This is a genomic window from Tomitella fengzijianii, assembly GCF_007559025.1.
GTDB lineage: Bacteria > Actinomycetota > Actinomycetes > Mycobacteriales > Mycobacteriaceae > Tomitella > Tomitella fengzijianii.
Window position 1 is genome coordinate 805,771 of the sequence record NZ_CP041765.1, and the last position, 15,155, is coordinate 820,925.

Genomic DNA, 15,155 nt, shown 5'->3' on the forward strand with positions numbered 1-15,155 from the left:
CTGCGGCGCGGCGGCGGTCCTTCCCCGCACCCCGAACTCATCGTTCATCCCGACGACCACCACAAGGAGACCGGCGTGACATCCACCGACATTCCTCGGACCGGCGCCCCGCGGCACGGGAGGGCACGCACCGACGGGCCGTTGGCGGACGTGCTGCTGGACACCGGCAGGTTCTTCCGCCGCGGCGCCGAATTCTCCGTGGACAAGCGCACGGTGAGCCTCGAGGGCGGGCGCGACGGCGACGTGTTCTACCGCGACCGCTGGAGCCACGACAAGGTGGTCCGCTCCACACACGGGGTCAACTGCACCGGCTCGTGCTCGTGGAAGATCTACGTCAAGGACGGGATCATCACCTGGGAGACGCAGGAGACGGACTACCCGTCGGTGGGCCCCGACCGCCCCGAGTACGAGCCGCGCGGCTGCCCCCGCGGCGCGGCGTTCTCCTGGTACACCTATTCGCCCACGCGCGTGCGATACCCCTACGGGCGCGGCGTGCTGGTGCAGATGTACCGCGAGGCCAAGGCGCGCCTGGGCGACCCGGTCCTCGCCTGGGCGGACATCCAGTCCGATCCGGAACGCCGCCGGCGCTACCAGCAGGCGCGCGGCAAGGGTGGCCTGGTACGCATCTCCTGGGACGAGGCCGCGGAAATGGTCGCGGCCGCGCACGTGCACACCATCAAGGAACACGGCCCGGACCGCGTCGCCGGATTCTCGCCCATCCCCGCGATGTCCATGATCTCGCACGCGGTGGGCGCGCGCTTCGTCGAGCTGCTCGGCGGCGTCATGACCTCCTTCTACGACTGGTACGCCGACCTCCCCGTCGCGTCGCCGCAGGTGTTCGGCGACCAGACGGACGTGCCCGAATCCGGCGACTGGTGGGACGCGTCGTACCTGCTGATGTGGGGATCCAACGTGCCGATCACGCGCACGCCCGACGCGCACTGGATGACCGAGGTCCGCTACCGCGGCACCAAGGTCGTCTCGATCAGCCCCGACTACACCGACAACACCAAGTTCGCCGACGAGTGGATGCCCTGCGCGGCCGGCACAGATGGCGCGCTGGCGATGGCGATGGGGCACGTGATGCTCCGCGAGCACTATGTGGACGGTTCCACCCCGTTCTTCAGCGACTTCGCTGCACAGTTCACCGACCTTCCGTACTTGATCAGGCTCGAGGAGCGCGACGGCGCCTACATCGCGGGCAAGCGGCTGGTGGCCGCGGACCTGCCGGGCCTGGAGGCGGACCAGGAGCTCGCCGAGTTCAAGCCGGTGCTGCTCGACGCCGCCACCGACAGCCACGCCGTGCCGCGGGGCAGCCTCGGCCACCGCTACGCCGAATCCGACGAGGGCGCGTGGAACCTCGACCTGGGCGACATCGCGCCCCGGCTCACCGTCGGCCGCGAGGACGCTCCCGGCGGAGGGCATTCCTGGGACGGCGCGGCGCCCGAGAGCGTCGAGGTGCTCATCACCGGGTTCGACACCGTGGAGGGGCGCGCGGAGGTCCACCGCCGCGGGGTGCCGGTGCGGCGGGTGGGCGGCCACCTGGTGTGCACGGTGCTGGACCTGATGCTCGCCCAGTACGGGGTGGCGCGTCCGGGGCTCCCGGGGCAGTGGCCCACCGGCTACGACGACCCGTCGGTGCCCTGCACGCCCGCGTGGCAGGAGCCGATCACCGGGGTGAGCGCCGAGCAGGCCGTGCGCGTCGCCCGGCAGATGGCGGCGAACTCCATCGAATCCGGCGGCCGCACCATGATCATCATGGGCGCCGGCATCTGCCAGTGGTTCCACGGCGACGCCACCTACCGCGCCGTCCTCTCGCTGCTGCTGCTCACCGGTTCGATGGGCCGCAACGGCGGGGGCTGGGCGCACTACGTGGGCCAGGAGAAGGTCCGTCCCATCACCGGGTACTCGACGCTGGCGATGGGCCTGGACTGGTCGCGCCCGCCGCGGCAGATGGCCGGCACCACCTACTGGTACGCCCACACCAACCAGTGGAGCTACGACAACTACCGGGCCGACGCGCTGTCCACCCCGCTGGGGCGCGGGCGCTTCGCCGGCAAGCACACGATGGACGTGGTCTCGGCGGCGACCGCGATGGGGTGGTCCCCGTTCTACCCGCAGTTCGACCGCTCGAGCCTGGACGTGGCCGACGAAGCCGAGGCGGCGGGGCGCGGCGACGACGTGCCCGGCTACGTTGCCGACCAGCTGGCGTCCGGAGACCTCAAGCTGGCGGTGACCGACCCGGACGCGCCGGAGAACTGGCCGCGCGTGCTCAGCATCTGGCGTTCCAACCTGCTGGGCTCGTCGTCCAAGGGCAACGAGTATTTCCTGCGCCACCTGCTGGGGACGTCGTCGAACATGAGCGCGGAGCCGATGCCGGAGGACGTGCGGCCGGTGACGGTGCGGGTGCCCACGCGCGAGGACGGCAGCGCCGAGGTGCCCGAGGGCAAGCTCGACATGGTCATGTCCATCGACTTCCGCATGACCTCGACCACGCTGCTCTCGGACATCGTGCTGCCCGCGGCCACCTGGTACGAGAAGCACGACCTGTCCAGCACCGACATGCACCCCTACGTGCACGCATTCAGCCCGGCGATCGATCACCCGTGGGAGTCGCGTTCGGACTTCGAGGCGTTCCAGACCATCGCCAAGGTGTTCAGCCGGCTCGCGGCACGGCACCTGGGCGTGCGCAAGGACGTGGTTCTGGGCACGCTGCAGCACGACACCCCGGGCGAGACCGCCTACCCGCGCGGGGCCGAGGACAACTGGCTGGAGACGGGGGCGACGCCGATCCCCGGCAGGACGATGGGCCCCATCGCGGTGGTCGAGCGCGACTACGGCGCCATCGCGGACAAGTGGGCGACGCTCGGTCCGCTGGTGGACACGCTTGGCATGACGACCAAGGGCGTCACCTTCCACCCGGACGAGGAGGTGGCGCAGCTCGCCGCCATGCACGGCGTGATGGACCGCGGGGCCGGCGCCGGACGGCCGGCGATCGACACGGCGGTGAAGATGTGCGAGGCGGTGCTGCGGCTGTCCGGCACCACCAACGGCCGGCTGGCGGTGCAGGGGTTCAAGGATCTCGAGCGCCAGACGGGGCGGCGCATGGCGCAGCTCGCCGAGGGCTCCGAGGAACGGCACATCACCTTCCAGGACACCCAGGCGCACCCGGTGCCGGTGATCACCAGTCCGGAGTGGTCCGGCAGCGAGACCGGCGGGCGGCGTTACGCGCCGTTCACGCAGAACATCGAGCACCTCAAACCGTTCCACACCGTCACCGGGCGCATGCACTTCTTCCTCGACCACGACTGGCTCGAGGAGATCGGCGAGCAGATGCCCGTCTACCGCCCGCCGATGAACCTGCACGCGCTCTACGGCGAGCCGAAGCTGGGGGAGACGGGCGAGCTGGGCCTGGCCGTGCGCTACCTGACCCCGCATTCCAAGTGGTCGATCCACTCGGAATACCAGGACAACCTGTTCATGCTCTCGCTCTCCCGCGGCGGCCCCACCATGTGGATGTCGCCGGAGGACGCGACCACCATCGGCGCCGCCGACAACGAGTGGGTGGAGGCGGTCAACCGCAACGGCGTGTTCGTTTGCCGGGCCATCGTCTCGCACCGGATCCCCAAGGGCGTCGTGCTCGTCTACCACGTGCAGGAGCGCACCATCGACACCCCGCTCACGGAGACCACCGGCCGGCGCGGCGGCATCCACAACTCGCTCACCCGGCTGCTCGTCAAACCCTCGCACCTGGCCGGCGGCTACGGCCAGAACAGTTACGCGTTCAACTATCTCGGCCCCACGGGCAACCAGCGTGACGAGGTCACGTTCGTCCGTCGCCGCTCCCAGGAGGTGACCTACTGATGCGCGTCATGGCTCAGATGGGCATGGTGATGAATCTCGACAAGTGCATCGGGTGCCACACCTGCTCGGTCACGTGCAAGCAGGCGTGGACCAACCGTGCGGGCATGGAGTACGTCTGGTTCAACAACGTCGAGACCCGGCCCGGCCAGGGGTATCCGCGCACCTACGAGGACCAGGACAAGTGGCAGGGCGGCTGGACGCTGGACCGCAAGGGCCGGCTGCGGCTGCGGGCCGGCGGCCGCATCAAGAAGCTCGTCAACATCTTCTCCAACCCCAAGCTGCCGTCGATCCAGGACTACTACGAGCCGTGGACCTACGACTACGAGAACCTGACGACGGCGCCCGCCGGCGAGCACATCCCCGTCGCCGCGCCGCGCAGCCTGCTCACCGGCGAGCCGATGAAGGTCACCTGGTCGTCCAACTGGGACGACGACCTGGGCGGCAGCCCGGAGATCGTGCCCGGCGACCCGATCCTCAGCCAGGTCGGCGAGGAGGTCAAGCTGCAGCTGGAGCAGACCTTCATGTTCTACCTGCCGCGGATCTGCGAGCACTGCCTCAACCCGTCGTGCGCCGCGTCCTGCCCGTCGGGCGCCATCTACAAGCGTTCCGAAGACGGCATCGTGCTGGTCGACCAGGACAAGTGCCGCGGCTGGCGCATGTGCGTCTCCGGCTGCCCGTACAAGAAGGTCTACTTCAACCACCGCACGGGCAAGGCGGAGAAGTGCACGTTCTGCTATCCGCGCGTGGAGGTGGGGCTGCCGACGGTGTGCGCGGAAACCTGCGTGGGCCGCCTGCGGTACATCGGGCTGATGCTCTACGACGCGGACGCCGTGCTCGAGGCCGCCAGCACCGAGGACCCGCAGGACCTCTACGAATCGCAGATGCGCGTGCTGCTGGACCCGAACGACCCCGAGGTGATCGCCGGCGCCCGCGAGGCGGGCATCTCCGACGACTGGATCGAGGGCGCGCAGCGTTCGCCGATTTACGCGCTGATCAAGCAGTACAAGGTGGCGCTGCCGCTGCACCCGGAGTACCGGACCATGCCGATGGTCTGGTACATCCCGCCGCTGTCGCCGGTGGTGGACGCGATCGCGCGGGACGGCCACGACGCCGAGGACGTCGGCAACCTGTTCGGGGCCATCGACGCGCTGCGCATCCCCAAGGAGTACCTGGCGGGGCTGTTCACCGCCGGGGACACCGGCATCATCGACGACGTGCTGCACAAGCTGGCCGCGATGCGCTCGTACATGCGCGACATCAACCTGGGGCGCGAGCCGCAGGCGCACATCCCCGCGGCCGTCGGCCTGAGCGAGGAGGAGATGTACGAGATGTACCGGCTGCTCGCACTGGCCAAGTACGACGAGCGGTACGTCATCCCCACCGCCTACCAGAACGAGGGCCACAAGCTGGAGGAGACGGCCACGGAGTGCCCGCTGGACTTCGAAGGCGGGCCGGGGATGTACATGGCGGGTTCGGGGCCGTTCGGCGAGACGTCCGGCACCCCGGCACCGGTCGCGGTGGAGACTTTCAACGCGCTCAAGCAGCGGCAGACAAGCGAGCACACGGCGAGCAGCCGCGTGAACCTGCTCAACTGGGACGGCCTGGGCAGCCCGCCCGGACTGTTCCCGTCGGAATCCGGGGGCACCGCCGAAGACGGCGGAGCGGCCGGAAAGGACGTGTGATGAAGCTCTTCCGACGATCCACGGGCATCGCCGACAGTCACCGTCGGCTGGTGTGGCAGTCGGTGTCGCTGCTGCTGGCGTACCCGGAGGACGAAGCCGACGGCATGCCCTGCTACTCCGAGCGCCTCGAGCTGGTCGGCGGCCTGCTCGACGACCTGCCGCCGTCCGTGGCCGAACCGCTGCGGCGGTGCGTCGACGGGTTGGCCGGCACGGACGCGTACGACGCGGCGCAGCGATATGTGGAGACGTTCGACCTGCGCCGGCGGCGGTCGCTGTTCCTGACCTACTGGACCGACGGCGACACCCGCAACCGCGGCAACGCGATGCTCCAGTTCGCGGACGCCTACCGTGAGGCCGGGGTGGAGCCGCCCGAGGGCGAACTGCCCGACCACCTGGCCGTGGTGCTCGAGTTCGGCGCCACCGTCGAATTCAAGTCCGGGATGGCGCTGCTCACCCGGTATCGCGCGCCGCTGGCTCTGCTGCAGGACGCGCTGGGGCAGATGGGCTCCCCGTACGCGGGGGCGGTGGAGGCGGTGCTGGCGACGGTGCCGGAGCCGGACCCCGAGCAGACGCGGCTCGAGGCGCAGCGGATCGCGCAGGAGGGTCCGCCGAGCGAATCGGTGGGCCTGGACCCCTATTCGGTGACGGTGCCGGTGGACGCGCTGGCCGCGTCGCTCCGCACGGTGGGAGGATCCCGATGAACAGCAGCAACGGCGCGCTGGAGATCTTCTGGGACGTGATCCCGTACGTGTCGCTCGCGATGATGATCGTCGGGCTCGTCTGGCGGTACCGCTACGACAAGTTCGGGTGGACCACCCGGTCCTCACAGCTCTACGAGTCCCGGCTGCTGCGCATCGGCAGCCCCCTGTTCCACTACGGCATCATCGTCGTGTTCCTGGGGCACATCATCGGTCTGGTGATTCCGGAGAGCTGGACCCACGCGATCGGCATCTCCGAGTCCGTCTACCACTGGGTGGCGCTGAGCGCGGGTGGTATCGCCGGCCTCGCGACCCTCGTCGGCGTAAGCATCCTCATCTACCGGCGGCGCCGCACGGGTCCCGTGTTCATCGCCACCACGTGGAACGACAAGTGGATGTACGTGCTGCTCGTCGCCACGCTGGTGGCCGGGTTGTCCACCACCGTCATCGGCATGACCCCGTCGGGCCGGGCGCCGGACGCGAACTACCGCGCTACCGTCTCGCCGTGGTTCCGCGACTTCTGGAGCCTCCAGCCGGACGGCAGCCTCATGGCCGCAGCCCCCGTCCAGTTCCAGGTGCACGTGGCGATCGCGCTGGTGCTGTTCGCCATCTGGCCGCTCACGCGGCTCGTGCACGTGTTCAGCGCCCCGGTGTGGTACCTGTTCCGCCCGTACATCGTCTACCGCAGCCGCAGCGCCGCCAAGGAAGGACACCTGCTCGGTTCGGATCCGCAGCGACGCGGCTGGACGCGCGACGCACCCGCCCGCTGGTAGCCGCGCCGCCTGCAGGGCTCAGTGCGCCAGGCCGCGGCCGGACCGCAATCGCCGGCGCATGTCGGCCAGGTAGAGCCGCGCCGGGATCGTGCGGACGAACCGCGGCACCAGGCGGTAGGCCATCGGCAGGACGCGGAAGAGCAGATCGAACGCCCGCTGGTGCCGGGTGCTCCACGGCAGGGCGAAGGCGTCGCGCGCCTGCTGCGGCAGCAGCCCCGTCGTGACGAACCGGTTCAGCGGCATCGCCGGGCGCAGGAACCACGGCGCGCTCCGGGTCGCCAGTAGCCGCCGAGTGAACTCGCGGACCTGATCGTCGACGCTGAGCGTGTCCATCGTGCGCTCCCAGTAGCGGTCGAACCCGGCGACGGTGTCCGGCCACATTTCCGGGCGCACCTGCAGCGCCGTGCCGTAGGCCATCGACTCGCGGTAGACGCGCTCGGCCGACACGGGTCCCAGCGGGCCGCGGAACCGCCGGTGCAGGTCCACCCCGCCGTGGTACAGGGTGGCGGCCACCCACAGCTGCAGTTCCGGATCGAAGGCGTTGTAGGTCTCCGAACGCACCGGCACGTGCGCCTTGTTGACCATGCGCACGATCGCGCTGCGCTCGTCGTCGGTGCCCAGCGACACGGCGTAGATGTAGCTCATCGTGGTGCGCAGTCGGCTGAGCGGGCGGTGCAGGACGTCGCTGTGGTCGGCCACGCCGTGCCCCACGCCGGGCATCGCCAGCTGCAGCAGGATCGCGGCGCCCGCCCCCAGGAACACGTAAGCCTCGTCGACGTAGTCGGCCACGCCCACCGACGGTGTTCCGTCGGCCTCCGTAGCCAGGTCCGTCGCCTGCGGTGCTGCCATGCCGTCTCCGTTCCGTGCCGCCGCTTATCGAGGCTGCCGCTTCTTGTGGCCGTCGCTTCGTGTCGCGGGGCGCTGCCAATGCAACAATTTGATTCCAACTGTTGCATGCGACCGTCGGCTCCGCAAGGGTGGTTAGCCTGTGGAGGTGACGGATGACGGTGTGCGGGCGCTGATCGGAGCGGACGAGGGCGTCGCGGACGCGGACGCCCGGATCCTCGAGGCCGCGCTCGAACAGTTCGCCCTCACCGGCATCCGCAAGACCAGCACCGACGACATCGCGCACCGGGCGGGCGTGAACAGGGCGACGCTCTACCGCCGGCTCGGCACCAAGGACGACGTGGTGCGCGCCGCGTATCTCTATGAGGCGGCGCGGGTGCTCACGCACATCGAACGCTCTGTGGAAGGCATCGACGAGCTCGAGGAGTACGTCGTCACCTTCTTCACGGTCACCGTCCGGGCCGTCCGCGGGAATCCGCTGCTGGAGCGGATGCTGCGCGTGGACCGCGACGAGACGCTGCGGTCGCTCACCATCGGGGCGGGCGACGTGCTCACCCTCGCGACCGCGTTCCTCGCCGACAAGATCAGTACGTTGCGCGCGAGCGACGCGGGGGCCGGGGATGGCGACGCGCGGCTCGGCGACGTCGACGCGCTGTCCGCCGTGCTCGCCCGGCTCACGCAGTCGCTGCTGCTCACGCCGGACGGCCCGCCGCGGCTGGACGACGACGAGGAGTTCCGGGTGTTCGCGACCGCGCTGCTGGTGCCCCTGATCCGCGGGTGAGCCCCCGCATGGCGGCTAATCGTCCCGTTCGTCGTCGTCCCAGTCGTCCCACATGCGCACCGCGTCGAGGTGGGCGACGAGCCGCCGTGCGCCGTCGGTGAACTGCGACCGGGTCTCCTCCTCGACCGCGGGCAGGTCGTGGTCCCGCAGTGCCGCGATCAGCCGACGGTGGCCCGCCACCGCGCCGGCGCCCCAGTCCGGGTCCGCGGCGTATAGCGCGTACGGGGTGTAGCGGACGGCGTTGTGCAGGAACCAGGCCAGCTTGTCGGAGCCTGCGATCCGGTTGAGCCGGCGGTGGAACTCGAACTCGCGCAGCGCGACGGTCTCCACGTCCGGGCCGGCCAGGGAGGCCTCCAGCGCGTCGCAGTGCGCGGCGAGGTCGGCGAGGTCGGCGTCGGTGACGCGGCGGGCCGCGCGCGCCGACAGCTCCACTGCGATACGTCCCTGCAGCCAGAAGATGTCGACGACGTCCTCGCGGCTGAGCGGGTTGACGACGTAGCCGCGGTGCGGGACCGACTCGACCAGCCCCTCACCGCGGAGCTTCGACAGCGCCTCGCGCACGGGGGTGACGCTGACGCCCAGTTCCGCGGCCGTCTCATCGAGGCGGATGAAAGCCCCCGGGCGCACCTGCCCGGACATGATCCGGGCGCGCACGTGGTCGGCGACGTCGTCGGACAGCTGGGGGCGTCGCCGAAGGCGACCTTGCGGCGCTGGTGAGGCGATGGCGCCGGGCCCAGTGATGGCGCCGGGCCCAGTGGTGGCGCCGGGCCCAGTGGTGGCGCCGGTTGAGGCGGTCACGGCGTCACAGCCCGTAGGTCTTGCCGACGACGTCCCGCTGGATCTCGTTGGTGCCGCCGTAGATCGACGAGACAAGCGTGGCGCGGACGTGGCGTTCCATGTCGAACTCGGTGGCGTACCCGTAGCCGCCCATCATCTGCATGCCCTCGAGCGCGACCTTCTTGGCGGTCTCGGTGGCCTTGAGCTTGACCATCGACGCCTCGCGGGGGAACAGCGCGCCGGGGTTGTCGTCGACCATCCGCGCCAGCCTGTAGACCAGCAGGCGGGTGCACTCGATCTCGGTGGCCAGGTCCGCCACGCGGTGCCGCAGGCTCTGGAATGTTCCTACGGGACGACCGAACTGCTTGCGTTCGCTGATGAACTCCAGCGCGTCCGCGAAGGCCCGCTGCGCGGTGCCGAGCATCATGGCGCCCAGGATGAGCCGCTCGATGTTCAGGCCAGTCATGAGCTGGCCCCAGGCGGCGTCGACCTCGCCGATCACCGCGTCCTCCGGAAGTCGCACGTCGGTGAAGTACAGGTCGTTGACGTCGTTGCCGCCCATGGTGGGGATGCCCTTGATGGTCAGACCCGGGGTGTCGGCCGGCACGTGGAACATCGTCAGGCCCCGGTGCTTGTCCTCGCCGCGGGACGTGCGCGCCACGAGCAGGATCGCGTCGGCGATGTGGGCGTTGGAGCACCAGGTCTTCTGGCCGTTGATCGTCCAGCCGTCGGCGGTGCGCTCCGCCTTGCACGACACGTTGCCCACGTCGGAGCCGGCCTCGGGTTCGGACATCGAAATGGAGTAGCTGCGGCCGTCGACGACGCCGCCGAGGACCTCCTTCTTCTGCGCGTCGGTGCCGAACTTCTGGTAGGCGGCGCCGGTGATGAGAGTGGGGCCGATGCCGCCGACGGGCGCCATGCCGCGCGCGGTCGCCTCGAGCAGGATGCACAGGTCCACCATCGAGCCGTCCGAGCCGCCGAACTCCTCCGGCACGGTGAGCCCCAGCCACCCGAGCTCCGCCATCCGGCTGTAGAACCGCGTGTTGTGGTGGACCGTGCCGTGCTCGGTCAGTGCGTCCCGCTGCTCGCGGGTGCCGCACTCGCGCCGGCACATGTCGGCGACGGCACGCTGGAACGCGGCCTGCTCGTCGGTGAACCCCATCGCCTCCGGCTGCAGTCCCGTCGATACGTCGGTGATCCCCTTCGCCATGCGGCCTCCTCGCCGTTCGCGCACCGCGCACCGCGCACGGTGTGCCGTGTTCTGTGGCCGTCCGCGTGCCTTGTCGCGCCGCGGCCCGGCGCATACTGTGGTGTCCACCACAGTAGATCACATCAAATATATGTGATGCGATACTGCGCTCACGGGGAGAGGCCGCTCACGGGGAGGGGCCGCTCACAGGGAGAGGCTCAGCGGCGGTGGAAGGAGTGCGTGACGGCATGACGCAGACCGAGAACGGGCAGAGGGCGGACGGCGCGGCGGCGCAGGCGGGCACGGCCGCGCAGCCGGGGGCGGCCGCGCAGCCGGGGGCGGCCGTCGACGCCGCCCGCGCCGCGGCGCAGTGGTGGGACGCCCAGGACTTCCGCGGCAGGCGCGGCTGGCTCCGCGACCTCGCCCGGGTGCTCGCACGCGGCGCGGACGAACTCGCCGGGGTGATCGCCCGGGAGACCGGCAAGCCCGACGACGACGCGCTGCTCGAGGTCATGCTCGCCGTCGAGCACCTGGACTGGGCGTCGCGCAACGCCCGGCGGGTGCTGCGGCGGCGGTCGGTGCCGTCGGGCGTGGTCGGCATCGACCAGGCCGCGTCCGTCGGCTACCGGCCGTACGGCGTCGTCGGGGTGATCGGCCCCTGGAACTATCCGCTGTACACGCCGATGGGGTCGATCGCCTACGCGCTCGCCGCCGGCAACGCCGTCGTCTTCAAGCCCAGCGAGCTCACCCCCGGCGTCGGTGAGTGGCTGGCGCGGGCCTGGCAGTCGCTGGCGGCGCCGCAGCCGGTGCTCCAGGTGGTCACCGGAGACGGCGCGGTGGGGGCCGCGCTGTGCCGCGCGGGCGTGGACAAGGTCGCCTTCACAGGTTCGACGGCGACGGCGAAACGGGTCATGGCCACGTGCGCGGAGAGCCTGACGCCGCTCATCGCGGAATGCGGCGGCAAGGACGCGATGCTGGTGGCGGCCGACGCCGACCTGGCGGCCGCCGCCGGCTACGCGGTGTTCGGCGGGCTCGGCAATGCCGGGCAGACCTGCGCAGGAGTCGAACGGATCTACGTCGCGGAAGAGGTGTTCGACGCGTTCACGGCCGCGGTGACCGACCGCCTGCGCGCGCTGCGGGCGGGGGTCGACTACGGCCCGATGACGATGCCGGCGCAGACGGACATCGTGCGCGCGCAGATCGCCGACGCGCTGCGCGGCGGCGGGCGGGCACTGGTCGGCGGGGAGGACTCCGTGCGCGGGCGGACCATCGAACCCGTCGTACTCACCGGCGTCGCGCCCGATTCGACGGCCGTCACCGACGAGACCTTCGGGCCCGTGCTGGTGATCGAGCCGGTGGCCGACCTCGACGAGGGCGTGCGCCGGGCGGACGCCTCGCGCTACGGGCTCGGCGCGTCGGTCTTCACCGCCGACACCGACGCGGGGAAGGCGGCGGCGGAACGGCTCGACTGCGGTGTCGTCACGGTGAACTCCGTCCTGGGATTCGCCGGCGTGCCCGCGCTGCCGTTCGGCGGCACGGGCGACTCCGGCTTCGGCCGCATCCACGGCGACGACGGCCTGCGGGAGTTCGCGACGGTCAAGTCGATGACGGTGACGAGGTTCGCCACTCCGCTGAAGCTGATGACGATGCGGCGGCGCCGGCGCGACATGCGCATCGCGCGACTCATGCTGCGCGTCCGGCACGGCCGCTGAATCGGAGCGCCGGGTGATCCGGCACGGACACGGCCGCGGAGGGCGGCGACGCCCCCGCAGACGAAGGAGGTACGACATGGGAATCAGGACCGCACCCGGAACGTGCAGCTGGCTGCCGTACATCCGCACGCTCGACCCGGAGCGCGACCGGCACGAGATCCACCGGCTCACCGCCGGATTCGAGTTCCCGTTCGACTACCAGCGGGCGCTGGAATTCGCGCTGTTCCGCACGTACTGCGTGCCGTCGGTCTCCGCGGTGCTCGCGGAATCGGGGGAGTTCGCCGCCCGACCGCAGAAGCGCTACGACGACACCGCGATCCTCATGGCCGAGATGCTGGAGCACGGCATCGACTCCGACCGCGGCCATGAGTCGGTGCGCAACGTCAACCGCATGCACGCGATGTACGAGATCTCCAACGACGACATGCTCTACGTGCTGTCCACCTTCATCTACGACCCCATCGACTGGATCGACCGGTACGGGTGGCGCCGCCTGGATCCGGTGGAACGGCTGGCCGCCTACCACTTCTACGTCGAGATCGGCCGGCACATGGCGATCCGCGACATCCCCGCCGATTACCAGGCCTTCGCCCGGTTCAAGCTGGAGTACGAGCGCGACCGTTTCCGATACGCCGACACCAACAACGCGATCGGCCGCTACACGCGCGATCTCTACTGCTCCTGGTTCCCCGCGCCGCTGCGTCCGCTGGTCGCGCGCGGCGTGTACGCCATGCTGGACCAGCGGATGTCCGACGCGTTCGGTTTCCCGTCCGGATCGCCGCGCCTACGGGCGCTGATCGAGTCCGCGCTGCACGCCCGCAGCGCCGCGGTGCGGTTCCTTCCGCGACGCCGGGCTTCGCGCAGCACCCACGACCCCCGCAATCGCACGTATCCGGGCTACCCGGGCGACTACCGCCCGCGCGACCTCGGTGTCGAGCGGGCGCGCGGGCACGTGGGGAGGCTGGGCGGTGTCGGTCGGGGCGAGGCGCGCGTGTCCGACGCCGCCGCCGGTGCCCGGAGCCCGGCCGGTCCCGCGTCGTAGTCTGGGGCGATGAGCGACGAGAGCCTGTGCCGATGAGCGAAGAGAAGACCCCGCACGGTGTCCTGGGCCCGCTTGCCGGATTCGCCGGCCGCTGGGCCGGCGGTGGCGAGGGGCACTATCCGACGATCGACGATTTCGCGTACGAGGAGGAGATCGACTTCTCCTGGGACGGCCGGCCGTTCCTGACGTATCTGTCGCGCACGTGGGCGCCCGGCCGTGCCCGCCCGATGCACACGGAGACCGGGTTCCTGCGCGCTGTCGGCGGCGGCGAGGCGGAGCTGCTGGTCACCCAGCCGACGGGGTTCACCGAGATCCACCGCGGGCCGGCCGAATCCGGCGGCCCGGGCGACGCGGTCTTCGCCCCGGAGCAGCTGCACATCGCCGGCTCGCCAGATGCCAAGCCGGTGCACGGGGTGCGCAGGCGGTTCACGGTGGACGGCGACACGCTCACCTACGAGCTGTGGATGGCGCACGCGGACACCCCCATGACGCACCACCTGAGCGCCGCCCTGCACCGCCGCGGCTGAGCGGCCTCGGCCTATCCGCCGAGCTGCAAGGCCAGGACCAACTCCTCGACCTGTGCCTGGACGCTCTCATCGGCGGTGAAGCGCACCGCCCGGCCGACATCGAGGATCATGGCGAACGCCGCATGCGCCAGGTAGACGGCCTCGTTCCGGCGCAGCTCCGGGCGCAGCCGCAGCACCGAGTCCGCCCAGGACTCCGCCACGCGGCGGTGGGCGGCGCGGAGCATGCGCCGGCGGCTCTGCGGCAGGTTCGACACCTCGGCGAAGTAGAGCGTCAACTGGTCCGGATGTCGGAAGGACCGGCGGATGTAGAGCCTCGCCACCATGCGGAGGGCCGCTTCGGGGTCCCGTGCGGAGGCGGCGGCAGCCTGCTGTGCGGGTCCGAGCCCCTCCGCGGTCCGGCTGAATGCCGCGTCGAGCAGCGCGGGCTTGCCGTCGTAGTGCCGGTATACGCCCGACGCCGTCATTCCCGCGGCCGCGGCGATCTCCTCGACGCTCACCTCGTGGTAACCACGGCGCGCGAAGAGCCGGATCGATTCGGTCAGCAACGCCTCGCGCGGGTCGGCCGGTGCCGGCGGGCGGTCGGGGCCGCGCGGTGCGGCGGCGTCCGGGGCGCGCTCGGGCGCGGCCGGGCCGGGGGACGGACTGTCCACCACGGCGAGGCAGCCGTTCACGAGCACAGTGATGATGCGCTTCCGCGCCAGGGGGGTGCGGTGGCCGGTGACGCTGCCGAGGATGCTCAACGCGGCCGTGGTGCGCAGGCGCACCTGCGCGGCGGTCATCTCCGGGTGCAGTGCGCGTACGGGCTCTGCCAGGCGTGCACTGACGGTGCGCATGGTCCGGACCACCCGGAGCCTGTCCTCCTCGCTCAGCAGCCGCGCCTCCCACCGGTAGAGTCCGCCGCTGCGCCGGTGTTCGATCGACGTGGCGGCGAGCGATTCCAGGAGCGCGGTGAGGCGGGCGCACGGATGCGCGGCCGGCTCGGGCGGAAGGTCGGTCGCCTCGTAGAGGGCCTGCGTCAACGACTCGACGGAGTGCAGGAACAGCGCGTACTTGCTTGGGAAATGCCGGTAGAGCGCGGGGCCGGACACTCCGACGGCGGCGGCGATCTCATCCATGCCCGCCCCGTGATAACCGTGCTCGTCGAAAGCCTCCGCCGCGACGACGGCGATCCGTTGCCTGCGATCGCGGGGACGTATCTGGGCCGACATGGATAGAAAGTTAACCGCAGTTCCCTCGTCCCGTGGTTGTATCGAGGGGAAACCAA

General features: G+C 70.8%; 12 protein-coding genes. 8 read left to right on the forward strand and 4 right to left on the reverse strand.

The features are described from left to right. The first annotated feature begins 150 nt into the window (after positions 1-150). From FO059_RS03635 to narI, 4 genes are read left to right on the forward strand one after another with little or no spacing between them, the layout of a single operon-like run. Positions 151-3,864, forward strand: coding sequence for a nitrate reductase subunit alpha (locus tag FO059_RS03635; protein WP_372497913.1), 3,714 nt, complete (start codon positions 151-153; stop codon positions 3,862-3,864). Continuing rightward, positions 3,864-5,546, forward strand: coding sequence for a nitrate reductase subunit beta (gene narH, locus FO059_RS03640; protein WP_143906438.1), 1,683 nt, complete (start codon positions 3,864-3,866; stop codon positions 5,544-5,546). Before FO059_RS03635 ends, narH begins: the two co-directional genes overlap by 1 nt. Further along, entirely contained in the window at positions 5,546-6,247 is a 702-nt protein-coding gene (gene narJ / locus FO059_RS03645) for a nitrate reductase molybdenum cofactor assembly chaperone (RefSeq protein ID WP_143906440.1), read from the forward strand. The genes narH and narJ overlap by 1 nt, the downstream gene beginning before the upstream one ends. Further along, entirely contained in the window at positions 6,244-7,017 is a 774-nt protein-coding gene (narI, locus tag FO059_RS03650) for a respiratory nitrate reductase subunit gamma (protein WP_143906441.1), read from the forward strand. The genes narJ and narI overlap by 4 nt, the downstream gene beginning before the upstream one ends. A gap of 18 nt (positions 7,018-7,035) precedes the next feature. Here the strand turns inward: narI and FO059_RS03655 are convergent, their stop codons facing one another. Further along, positions 7,036-7,866 carry an oxygenase MpaB family protein gene (locus FO059_RS03655; RefSeq protein ID WP_143906443.1) on the reverse strand — a complete coding sequence of 277 codons (831 nt, stop codon included), beginning with the start codon at positions 7,864-7,866 and terminating at the stop codon, positions 7,036-7,038. Positions 7,867-8,011: 145 nt separating this feature from the next. Here FO059_RS03655 and FO059_RS03660 point away from each other — a divergent pair, with 145 nt between their 5' ends. Then, entirely contained in the window at positions 8,012-8,644 is a 633-nt protein-coding gene (locus FO059_RS03660) for a TetR/AcrR family transcriptional regulator (RefSeq protein WP_143906445.1), read from the forward strand. A 15-nt stretch (positions 8,645-8,659) separates the two neighbouring features. Here the strand turns inward: FO059_RS03660 and FO059_RS03665 are convergent, their stop codons facing one another. Both FO059_RS03665 and FO059_RS03670 read right to left on the reverse strand, forming a co-directional pair. Next, positions 8,660-9,367: a GntR family transcriptional regulator gene (locus FO059_RS03665; protein ID WP_143910408.1), complete on the reverse strand. Its 708-nt coding sequence runs from the start codon at positions 9,365-9,367 to the stop codon at positions 8,660-8,662. 79 nt (positions 9,368-9,446) lie between these two features. Further along, the gene (locus FO059_RS03670) at positions 9,447-10,583 is read right to left on the reverse strand and encodes an acyl-CoA dehydrogenase family protein (RefSeq protein WP_143910409.1); all 1,137 of its coding nucleotides are present in this window, start codon (positions 10,581-10,583) and stop codon (positions 9,447-9,449) included. A 275-nt stretch (positions 10,584-10,858) separates the two neighbouring features. On the opposite strand from FO059_RS03670, the gene FO059_RS03675 reads away from it, so the two are divergent. From FO059_RS03675 to FO059_RS03685, 3 genes are all read left to right on the forward strand, one after another. Further along, positions 10,859-12,322, forward strand: a complete 1,464-nt coding sequence (locus FO059_RS03675) for an aldehyde dehydrogenase family protein (protein ID WP_143906447.1) — start codon at positions 10,859-10,861, stop codon at positions 12,320-12,322. A gap of 76 nt (positions 12,323-12,398) precedes the next feature. Further along, complete coding sequence (locus FO059_RS03680; protein WP_143906449.1) at positions 12,399-13,364, forward strand: oxygenase MpaB family protein; 966 nt, start codon at positions 12,399-12,401, stop codon at positions 13,362-13,364. Between the two features lie 32 nt (positions 13,365-13,396). Beyond that, positions 13,397-13,891, forward strand: coding sequence for an FABP family protein (locus FO059_RS03685; protein WP_143906451.1), 495 nt, complete (start codon positions 13,397-13,399; stop codon positions 13,889-13,891). Between the two features lie 11 nt (positions 13,892-13,902). Here FO059_RS03685 and FO059_RS03690 read toward each other — a convergent pair whose 3' ends face one another. Further along, positions 13,903-15,099, reverse strand: a complete 1,197-nt coding sequence (locus FO059_RS03690; protein ID WP_143906453.1) for a TetR/AcrR family transcriptional regulator — start codon at positions 15,097-15,099, stop codon at positions 13,903-13,905. Positions 15,100-15,155 lie beyond the last annotated feature (56 nt).

Excerpts from the sequence above, each read along its gene's own strand:
- FO059_RS03655 (WP_143906443.1), bottom strand. The coding sequence starts at position 7,866 with ATGGCAGCACCGCAGGCGACGGACCTGGCTACGGAGGCCGACGGAACA.
- FO059_RS03670 (WP_143910409.1), bottom strand. The coding sequence starts at position 10,583 with ATGGGGTTCACCGACGAGCAGGCCGCGTTCCAGCGTGCCGTCGCCGAC.
- FO059_RS03680 (WP_143906449.1), top strand. The coding sequence starts at position 12,399 with ATGGGAATCAGGACCGCACCCGGAACGTGCAGCTGGCTGCCGTACATC.
- narI (WP_143906441.1), top strand. The coding sequence starts at position 6,244 with ATGAACAGCAGCAACGGCGCGCTGGAGATCTTCTGGGACGTGATCCCG.
- FO059_RS03675 (WP_143906447.1), top strand. The coding sequence starts at position 10,859 with ATGACGCAGACCGAGAACGGGCAGAGGGCGGACGGCGCGGCGGCGCAG.
- narH (WP_143906438.1), top strand. The coding sequence starts at position 3,864 with ATGCGCGTCATGGCTCAGATGGGCATGGTGATGAATCTCGACAAGTGC.
- narJ (WP_143906440.1), top strand. The coding sequence starts at position 5,546 with ATGAAGCTCTTCCGACGATCCACGGGCATCGCCGACAGTCACCGTCGG.
- FO059_RS03685 (WP_143906451.1), top strand. The coding sequence starts at position 13,397 with ATGAGCGAAGAGAAGACCCCGCACGGTGTCCTGGGCCCGCTTGCCGGA.
- FO059_RS03690 (WP_143906453.1), bottom strand. The coding sequence starts at position 15,099 with ATGTCGGCCCAGATACGTCCCCGCGATCGCAGGCAACGGATCGCCGTC.